The sequence below is a fragment of the Dietzia sp. DQ12-76 genome, assembly GCF_014145045.1.
Lineage (GTDB): Bacteria > Actinomycetota > Actinomycetes > Mycobacteriales > Mycobacteriaceae > Dietzia.
Window position 1 is genome coordinate 1 of sequence record NZ_JAALDV010000101.1, and the last position, 8,712, is coordinate 8,712.

Below are 8,712 nucleotides of genomic sequence, written 5' to 3' on the forward strand. Positions count from 1 at the left end.
TCGCGGACGCCGCCCCGACACGGGGGTGGCCCTCGCCGAGCAGGAGCCCGGCCACCCCGGCGAGCTCGCAGGCGCCGATGACGCGGAACGCCCGCCCGGAGAACCCGAGGTGACTGGCTCGCTCCCTCATCGGAGCGAGGGCGAGGACCTTCGCGGTGCCGGTGGCGGTGAGCACGAGCGCGACCCCTCGCGCGGCGAGGGGGTGGGAATCGATCATGAGCGGGTGCGCCCGTCGCTCGGCGCCCACGTCCAGTGGATCGCGTAGCTGTCGAGGACGCGGGTCGCCGTGTCGACGTCTCCGGGCTGCTCGACCACGGCCACGACAGAACCGTCGACGATCCGAGCGTCCACCGGCGTGGGTGCCCCGGCCTCGGTGAGTGCCGCGCTGAGCGCGGTCTCGGTGGCGAGGGCTCGCAGCGCGAGCTTGTAGGGCTTGCCGACATCGGTGACCGGCAGCGAGTCGATGACGGTCACCTCTCGAGGGGCGGCTGCCGCTTCGGACACCCGGTCGCTCACCCACGCCTGCAGGCCGGCGCCGGTCACCGTGGCGCCGTCCCGGATGGTGACGTAACCGACGGGTACTTCGCCCGCGTGCACGTCGGGACGACCGACCACTCCGGCGTCGGTGACATCGGGATGCTCGCGAAGGGCGTCCTCTATCGCGCGGGGATCGATGTTGTGCCCGCCGCGGATGATGAGGTCCTTGGCGCGGCCGGTGAGGGTCACGAACCCGCGTTCGTCGACAGACCCCAGATCGCCGGTATCCAGCCACCCATCTCGAACAGACCCACCGTCATCGAGGTCGAACCCGTCCTCGCCGCGACGGCGGATGTAGCCGGCGAACACGGTGGGGCCCGACACGACGAGCCGCCCGACGGAACCGGCGGGCACCTCCTGCCAGTCCTCGTCGACGGCGCGGAGCTGCTGATACGGCAGGCGCTGCCCGACCGAGCCGGCGGGCTGACCGTCGAAGAAGCTGCGCACGCTGGCGCAGGTCGCCTCGGTGAGACCATAGCCCTCGAGGAGGCGGACTCCCGTGTGAGACTCGAATCCTTCACGCACCGCGGATGGCAGCATCGACGCCCCGACGAGGCACGCTCTGAGGCTGGAGATGTCGGCGTCGACAGGACACTGCGCGAGCACCGAGTAGACGGTGGGAACGGCACTCATCCCGGAGATCCGGTGGGCCTGGACGAGGTGCCAGAACACGCCGTACAGGGCGAGGTCGCGGTACCCCAGAGGCCCCGCCCACACGACGGTCTGGCCGCGCAGCATCGGCGCGAGCACGGTGACGATCAACGCATTGACGTGAAACAACGGTAGCGCCGCGAAGACGACGGAGTCCTCGTCGAGCACGGTGTTCGCCGCGATCATCCACGCGTTGGAGACCTCATTGCGATGCGTGTGACCGGCCAGCTTGGGCACGCCGGTGGTCCCGCCGGTGTGGAACAGTGCGGCGAGGTCGTCGGCACCACGAACCTCCTCGACCGCGACGCGGGGGACCTCGGCCGAATCGAGGTAGGCGACGGTGACGTCGCCCAGATCGGGTACCTCGGGCAGGGAGTCGGCCCCGGTGGGGCGGAGGAGGAACACCGTGCCGATCACCGTGCTGGCCAGGATGTCGTCAAGCCGCGAGAACACCTCGGGGTCGAGGTCCTGCCCGGCGGCGACGAGAACCCGCGAGCCCGATCTGCCGATCAGTTCGGCCACGTGGTCGGCGTTCATGGCCGGGTTGATCGGAGCGGCAACGCCTGCGCGCTGCGCCGCCAAGATCACCTCGATCAGTTCGACACAGTTCGGCGCCAGCAGGGTGACCGCGTCCTGACTGCCGACCCCCGCGGCGCGGAGGGCCGCGGCATGTCTGTCGACGGCGTCGAGCAACTGGGCATACGTGCGGTCGGTGGTCTGCCGCCACCGGGTCGCGTCGGGCATGACGCGCAGCGCGGTGCGTTCAGGCCATTGCTCGGCCGCGCGGGCGAGGACCGCGTATGTCGATACCGGCAACCCGCGCGCGTCGAGCGGTGTCTGTTCGATCACCGCGACGTCCTCGGGGGTGTCGTAGGCCGGCCACAACGACGCCGATGAGGTGGGGGTGATCATGCGTAGCGCACCACGTTCCGCTGCATGCCCAGGTCGAGAGTCCCGTCGCCCGCACGGACCGACGTCTCCACGATGTCGCCGTCCTGCAGGTACTTGGGGTTGCCGGCCTGCCGCTTGAAGAACGCCTTCCACTTCAGGTGCGGCGGGAGCAGCGCTCCGATCATCTCGATGGGTTTCGCGGGTGCGGTGAGCGCGGTTCCTCCGGGGGTGCCGGTCAGCAGCAGGTCTCCGGCATCGACGCGCTGGAATCTGTTCAAGGTCCGGACCGCCTGCAGTGGGCTGTAGATCATGTCGGCGACGGTGCTGTTCTGACGTGTCACCCCGTTCACCCTCAGCTCGAGGGTGAGCGTGGAGAACTTTTCCCACTCGCCGGGTTCCAGCAGCACCAGGACGGGGCCGACCGGGGTGAAGCCGGGGTAGGACTTCGCTTCGTAGAACTGCGTCTTGGGCAGCTGAACGTCGCGCGCTGAGACGTCGTTGGTGATCACGAGGCCGGCAACGGCGTCGGCGAGGGTCTGCTCGTCGATGGTGGTTCCGACGGGCAGGCTGGTACCGAAGACCACCCCGATCTCGACCTCGTAGTCCAACAGTCGGACGTGCGCGGGTTTGACGATGTCGTCGTTCGGCCCGACGATCGAGCCCGAGGCCTTGCGGAAGAACGTCAGTGGAACCTTGTCGGGGTTCATGCCGGAATCGCGGACGTGTGAGACGTAGTTGGTCATCTGCGCGATCACGCGGCAGGGCGCGGTGACCGGCGACTGCAGGGCCAGACTCGACGGGTCCACGGTCTCGCCGTCGTCGGTCGTCGCACGGACGACGGCCTGGCGGTCCGCGATCAGCTCGGCGGTGGAGGTCGCGCGGGTGTCGACGCGACGGGCGCCGGCGGGCACCAGCACCCACCACGCGTCGGCGGTACGGAGGACGGACAAGCTCATGTGCGGGCTACTTTCATCAGGCCGAAGAGGCGTTGGACGTCGAACTCGTTGTCGGACTCGCGCAGTGACGCGAGGATCGAGGTGAACTCGCGCAGTGCGGCGCGGCCGGGCTTGATGCCCAGGAAGTCTGCGGTGGCCGGCGGGCCCCACTGGTTGAGGCCCGAGGCCGTCATCGGGGCCCACCCGGCGGCGACAGTGCTGTCGAAGTGGTCCCCGTCCGTGAAGTGCTCCACCAGGAATCCGTCCGGATCGCGCCAGTAGTCGAAGAGCTGGCTGCCCTGGATGTGTCTACCCAGTCCCCACGAGTGGTCGTATCCCCGGTCGAGCAGGTACTCGCTCCCCGCGGCCAGAGCGTCGAGATCACAGACCTGGTACGCCGAGTGGACGTAGCGGTCGGCGGGGCCGAGTGTCAGGGCCAGGGTGTGGTGGTCGGCCACCTCGCCGCCACGGTCGCACCGGATGAAGCTCATCACGGGCCCGCGGTCACGCTGTCCGGGGTAGTAGAGGAAGTCGCTGACGATCATCCCCAGGTTGTGCAGGTACCAGTTGAGTGACGCCAGGTAGCGCGTCGACGAGAGCACCACGTGGCCGAGCCTCTCGACGAGCGCCGGTGCGCGCGGGGGCCGCTGGGTGCTGTTGACCCGGGTGCGGTGGGCCTCGAAGTTGAACGGGTTGCGCACCCTCTGCAGGGGCAGCGCAGGCCATTCGGTGACTCCCGAGACCACCCGCACGCGGCATCCGCTCGGATCCCGGGTGGTCACCGCGTGCCCTCCCAGGGCGTCGCCGAGAGACTCCACTGGCCGTCCCCACTCGGAGGCCAGAGTGTGGACGTCGGCGGAGTCGGCCGCACGGAAAGCCGCGGCGGTGAAGGCGGTGCGCGGGGCGCGACGAACGATGACGCAGGGCGGACCCGGCAGGGCGCCCCGGAGATGCAGCTCGTCGGGTGTCTGGAAGGTGGGGGTGAAACCGAAGTCCACCGCGAACGCCGCGGTGCGCGTGAGATCGGGCTTGTCGAACTCCAGCCACGCGATGTCGTGGACCTTCACCACCGGGTTCGGCCGGCGTCCGGGGTGCTCCCCGGGCAGCGCGCCCTCGTCGGCGTGCAGCCCCTCGTGCACGTCGTGGCTGACCGTCATCGCGCCTCCCCGTCATTGTGGTTGACGATATCGTCATATACGCCGCACGCGTCAGTCAAGCCCGTTGACGAATTCGTCACGGGTGCGTATGAGACCATGTGACTCTGCCTGGAAGGAGTGTGTGATGGTTCAGGCCGACCCGGGTGCTCTCACACGTGCTCAGCGACGCAAGGCCCAGACCCGGCGGTCCCTCATCGGTGCCGCCCAGCAGCTCATGGCGCAGGGGCGGACCGCGGTGTCGGTCCTCGACATCACCACGATGGCCGACGTCGGCAACGGCTCGTTCTACAACCACTTCTCGACCAAGGAGGAGTTGTTCGAGGCGGCGGTGTTCGCCGTTGTCGAGGACCACGCCGATCTGCTGGATGGTCTCACCGAGGGGTTGGACGATCCGGCTCAGGCGTTCACCCAGAGCTTCCGCCTGACCGGTCGGCTGCATCGCAGGCACCCCGAATTGAGCAGAGTCGTGGTCAATCACGGTCTGTCGGTCCTCTCCAGCGCCGACGCGGGCCTGCTTCCCCGCGCCCGGCGCGATATCGAGGCCGCGGTCGCCGCCCGGCGGTTCGTCGCCGCCGACATCGACGTGGCCCTGACCGTCGTCTCCGGGGCCGCGCTGACGCTGGCGTTGCTGCTGCACGATCAGCCCGAACGCGACGACGCGGCCACGACCGACGCCGTCACCGCCCACGTCCTGCGCGCCCTGGGTGTGAGCGAGGACGAGGCCGCGGCGCTCATCGCCCTTCCGTTGCCGGCCTGGGACTGATCTCACCGACTCGACCGGGCGTGGCGTGACGAGGTGGGTCAGGTGGCGGTCGCTGCGACCCGCACCATCTCGTCGATCGACACCAGTTTGCGTCGGCGGTGGCCGTCGCTGCGTCCGGCTGCCCGTTCGTGCTCGTCGATCGCGGCCCACCCGGCTGCGTCGATCCGGTGGCCGCGCCGCTCGGTGATCACGGCGTCGATGTCGTCCTCGCTGATCACGGGACCTGGCAGGCGGTGCTGCGTCCAGTCGGCGAGAACGGCCTCGGCGGTCTGCAGACCGCATCGCCTGTTGGCGCCGATCCCGCCCCGGGCGCCGCGCTTGATCCACCCAGCGACGTAAACGCCGACGATCGGGGATCCGTTCTCGGTCACCCGTCCCTCCTCGTTGGGGATGACGGTGGCACCGGTGTCGAACGGGAGGCCGGGGAATGGGTCTGCGCGATACCCGATCGACCGGATCACCATGGAGGCGGGCGCTGTCGTCTCCGGGCCTGTCGGGAGCACGCGACCGGTGCCATCAGCCCTGTAGGCCATGCGCGAGACCCGCACTCCCGAGACGCCGTCGTGGCCGCCGAGGATGGCGGTGGGGGAGGTCAGATAACGGAACACGACCGAGCGAGCCGCGCCTGTCGGGGTTCGGGCCGCGTAGCGGCGGGCGAGGCGCAACTTGGTGGCGGTCGTGGGGTCCAGCGTTCGCGCCTGTTCGTCCCGGTGGGTCCGGGGGTCGAGAACGAGGTCAGCCGGGTCCACGATCACGTCCACGCCGGAGAGGGAGGCGAATGCCTGGAACTCGGAGTTGGTGTACGCGGCGTGTGCCGGGCCGCGTCTGCCCAGGATGGTCACGTGTCGTACCTGCGATTGACGAAGGGCCCGGAGTGCGTGATCGGCGATATCGGTGCGCGCCAGCTCGTCGGGATCTGTCACGAGGATCCGTGCCGTGTCGAGGGCCACGTTGCCGTTACCCACGATCACGACGGACTCGCCGCTCAGGTCCATCGCGTCGTCGGCGTGGTCGGGGTGGCCGTTGTACCAGGCCACGAAATCCGTGGCGGCGAGTGATCCGGGTAGGTCCTCGCCGCGGATGGACAGCGCGCGGTCAGCGGCCGCACCGGTGGCGACGATCACCGCGTGATACCTCGCGCGGAGTTCGTCGAGAGTGAGATCGACTCCCACCTCGACGTTGAGGAAGTAGCGGAACGCCTCGCGAGAGGCGGTCGCCGAGAACGTCCGCTCGACGCCCTTGGTCGCTGCGTGATCCGGGGCGACTCCGGCGCGCACCAGACCATAGGGGGTGGGGAGGCGATCGAACATGTCGACCGTGACGCCGCGGTGACGCAGCAGTTCGCCCGAGGTGTAGAAGGCCGCCGGCCCGGCACCGATGACCGCCACCCTCAGGGCGCCCGGCCCGGAGGCGTGTGCGGGTCGAGGCGGGGTCCACGATCGGACGATGTCGCGTCCCCGGAAGTAGTCGGCATTCATCTCCGGAAAGGCCGAGTCCGGCGGCAGGAGGTCGTCCGGGACGATGGCGTCGACCGGACACTCATCCACGCACGCCCCGCAGTCGATGCAGGCGACGGGGTCGATATGCAGCATCTCTGCCCGGGCGAAGTCGGGTGTTCCGGGTGTGGGATGAATGCAGTTCACCGGACAGACAGTGACGCAGCTCGCGTCGTTGCAGCACGGCCGCGTGATGACATGGGCCACCGGGGTCCTCCTTGGATGGTCATGTACCGCCCGCTTGAGGCGGACGGCGTTCACTCAGCGGAACGAGGCCCGGAAGGACTCGAAGCCCTGAAGGCAGTTGTTGCGCAGCAGTTCGGGTTCGCTGACCTCGATGGACGAGACGCGCGGGACCATTGCCCGCAGCAAGGTCTGCATCTCCAGCTTCGCCAGTTGCATGCCGACGCAGGTGTGCACGCCGTGCCCCCATCCGACATTGCTCCCACGCCACTCCAGCGAGAACTCCTCGGGGTTGTGGAAGTGCCGCTCGTCGCTGTTGGCGGAGGCGAACACCACCGCGACACGGTCCCTCGGGCGCAGCTGGACCCCGCCGAACTCGGTATGCGCGGCGACGGATCGGGTGAACGACCGGACCGGCGAGGCTATCCGCACTGCTTCCACCACCGCTGTCGGGATCAGGTCCGGGTCTCGCCGCAGCCGTTCCCACAGCCCGGGAGTCGTCCCCAGGCTCCAGAGGAGTTGGCCGGTCGACAGGATCGTGGTGTCCAGACTCGGTGCGACGAAGTCGATGATCATGTTCTTGGCCTCGACTCGGCCGATCTCTCCCCGGTCAGCGGCATCGAGGACCGTCGACGCCCACCCGCCGGGTGTCACGTTCCGGCGGCCGACAGCCAATGTGTAGAGGAACAGGCCGAGCGATCCGCGGAGTGAACCACGCGCACGCCGGTTCGCTGAACCGAGACCGTCGAACGTCGACTGGCCCCAGTTGAGCATCTGCTCCGGGGTCACCTTCACCCCGACCAGTTCGGCGACCGCCTGGACCGGCAGGCGGGTCGCGAAGTCGGCGATGCCGTCGAAGTGATCCTGTGCCAACAGCCGGTCGACGGTGTCCGCGGCCTCCTGCTCCATTGTGGGCAGCGACGGACGTATCGCACGCGAGGTCAGAGACTGCATGAGGATCATCCGACGGGTCATGTGCGTGTCGTCGTCACTCGCGAGCGTGGTGTAGTGCCCGAGAGTATTAGCGACCGGATTGGCGGCCACGCCTCTGCCACTGCGGAAGGTCGCATCGTCGCGTAGGGCCAGCCGAACGTCGTCGAACCGGCCGATCGCGAACATCCGACGACGCGGGAGCCAGACGACGGGGCCCGCGTCCCGGATTCTGCTGTACACCTCGTGCGGTCTGTCGATCACCTCGTCGCCGTACAGATCGACGTCGACCACCGGCGCCCCACGGTGGGTGGCGGTCCGGAGGAGAGGTTGTGGAAGCGTCATCGGCCCGTCCTGGTCTCACGAGTCGCACCGGGGTTCGCCGCGCGAGTTGATTCCGTCAGTGCTGACGAAATCATCATCCAAAGGTGTGGCAAAGGTCAAGTGATGTCCGGGGACACACCCGGAATGCTGCGGTTCCGCACCGGGCGGTGCGGTCAGGTCAGCGCGACTATCAGATCGCCGGCTTCGACCTGCCCGACCGTGTTGATGGCGATGCGGTCGACGGTCCCGCCTCCGGGGCTCGTGATCGCGGCCTCCATCTTCATGGCTTCGATGGTGGCGACGGTGCCGCCGGGTTCGATCTCGTCGCCGACTCCGACGGTGATGGTGACCACACCGGAGAAGGGTGCGGCGACGTGGAGGGGGTCGCCGGGGTCGGCCCTCTCCGCGGCGGGTACCTCACTCACGGGTCCGTTCGAGTCAACCCTCAGGTACCCGGCGCGTTCTCGATGAGTCCGGCTCAGCCGGCGGCCGCCGCATCCACGGCGCGGGCCTTCATAGCGCGGGTGAGGTCCGCGTTCTGCTCGGCGAGGATCCTGCGCAGGCCGGCCGGGTATGAGGCGTCCGCGATCACGGCGTCGAAGCGGGCCACGGTCTCGGCGTCCACCGACCACGCGGGGAACAGCCCGGCGGCGACGGTCTTGGCCAGGTCGCCGGATCGCGCCTTCCACAGCCCGGTCACATCGTCCAGGTAGCGCTCGCACAGCCCGGTGAGCAGGTGCTCCTGGCCCGGCAGGTCGACGCCCAGCAGGGTGGCACGCACCAGCGCGTTGCTCGGTGCGTCGTCACCGGTCGCGGTGAGCAGCGCCTCGGCCTCCTCCTTGGCG

General features: G+C 69.0%; 7 protein-coding genes and 2 pseudogenes. 1 reads left to right on the forward strand and 8 read right to left on the reverse strand.

The annotated features are described in order from the left end of the window. From G6019_RS04635 to G6019_RS04650, 4 genes are all read right to left on the reverse strand, one after another. Positions 1-217: DoxX family protein (locus G6019_RS04635; protein WP_182627111.1), on the reverse strand; the 217-nt coding region annotated here is incomplete at its 3' end. Further along, the gene (locus G6019_RS04640; protein ID WP_182627113.1) at positions 214-2,100 is read right to left on the reverse strand and encodes an acyl-CoA synthetase; all 1,887 of its coding nucleotides are present in this window, start codon (positions 2,098-2,100) and stop codon (positions 214-216) included. The genes G6019_RS04640 and G6019_RS04635, both read right to left, overlap by 4 nt. Continuing rightward, positions 2,097-3,035 (reverse strand): fumarylacetoacetate hydrolase family protein, encoded by a 939-nt coding sequence (locus G6019_RS04645; protein WP_107756068.1) that lies wholly within the window; start codon positions 3,033-3,035, stop codon positions 2,097-2,099. Before G6019_RS04645 ends, G6019_RS04640 begins: the two co-directional genes overlap by 4 nt. After that, complete coding sequence (locus tag G6019_RS04650; protein WP_182613658.1) at positions 3,032-4,171, reverse strand: VOC family protein; 1,140 nt, start codon at positions 4,169-4,171, stop codon at positions 3,032-3,034. The genes G6019_RS04645 and G6019_RS04650 overlap by 4 nt, the downstream gene beginning before the upstream one ends. Before the next feature lie 124 nt (positions 4,172-4,295). Here G6019_RS04650 and G6019_RS04655 point away from each other — a divergent pair, with 124 nt between their 5' ends. Continuing rightward, a complete protein-coding gene (locus tag G6019_RS04655; protein ID WP_182613659.1) occupies positions 4,296-4,934 on the forward strand; it encodes a TetR/AcrR family transcriptional regulator in 639 nt (212 codons plus the stop codon). Positions 4,935-4,972: 38 nt separating this feature from the next. Here G6019_RS04655 and G6019_RS04660 read toward each other — a convergent pair whose 3' ends face one another. The 4 genes and pseudogenes from G6019_RS04660 to G6019_RS04675 form a co-directional block, all read right to left on the reverse strand. After that, positions 4,973-6,637, reverse strand: a complete 1,665-nt coding sequence (locus tag G6019_RS04660) for an FAD-dependent oxidoreductase (RefSeq protein WP_182613660.1) — start codon at positions 6,635-6,637, stop codon at positions 4,973-4,975. A gap of 54 nt (positions 6,638-6,691) precedes the next feature. Continuing rightward, positions 6,692-7,888 carry a cytochrome P450 gene (locus G6019_RS04665; protein ID WP_182613661.1) on the reverse strand — a complete coding sequence of 399 codons (1,197 nt, stop codon included), beginning with the start codon at positions 7,886-7,888 and terminating at the stop codon, positions 6,692-6,694. Positions 7,889-8,040: 152 nt separating this feature from the next. Continuing rightward, positions 8,041-8,289: pseudogene (locus tag G6019_RS04670) on the reverse strand (biotin/lipoyl-containing protein); the annotation flags it as partial. A 56-nt stretch (positions 8,290-8,345) separates the two neighbouring features. Then, positions 8,346-8,712, reverse strand: a pseudogene (locus G6019_RS04675) (aminopeptidase N); the annotation flags it as partial.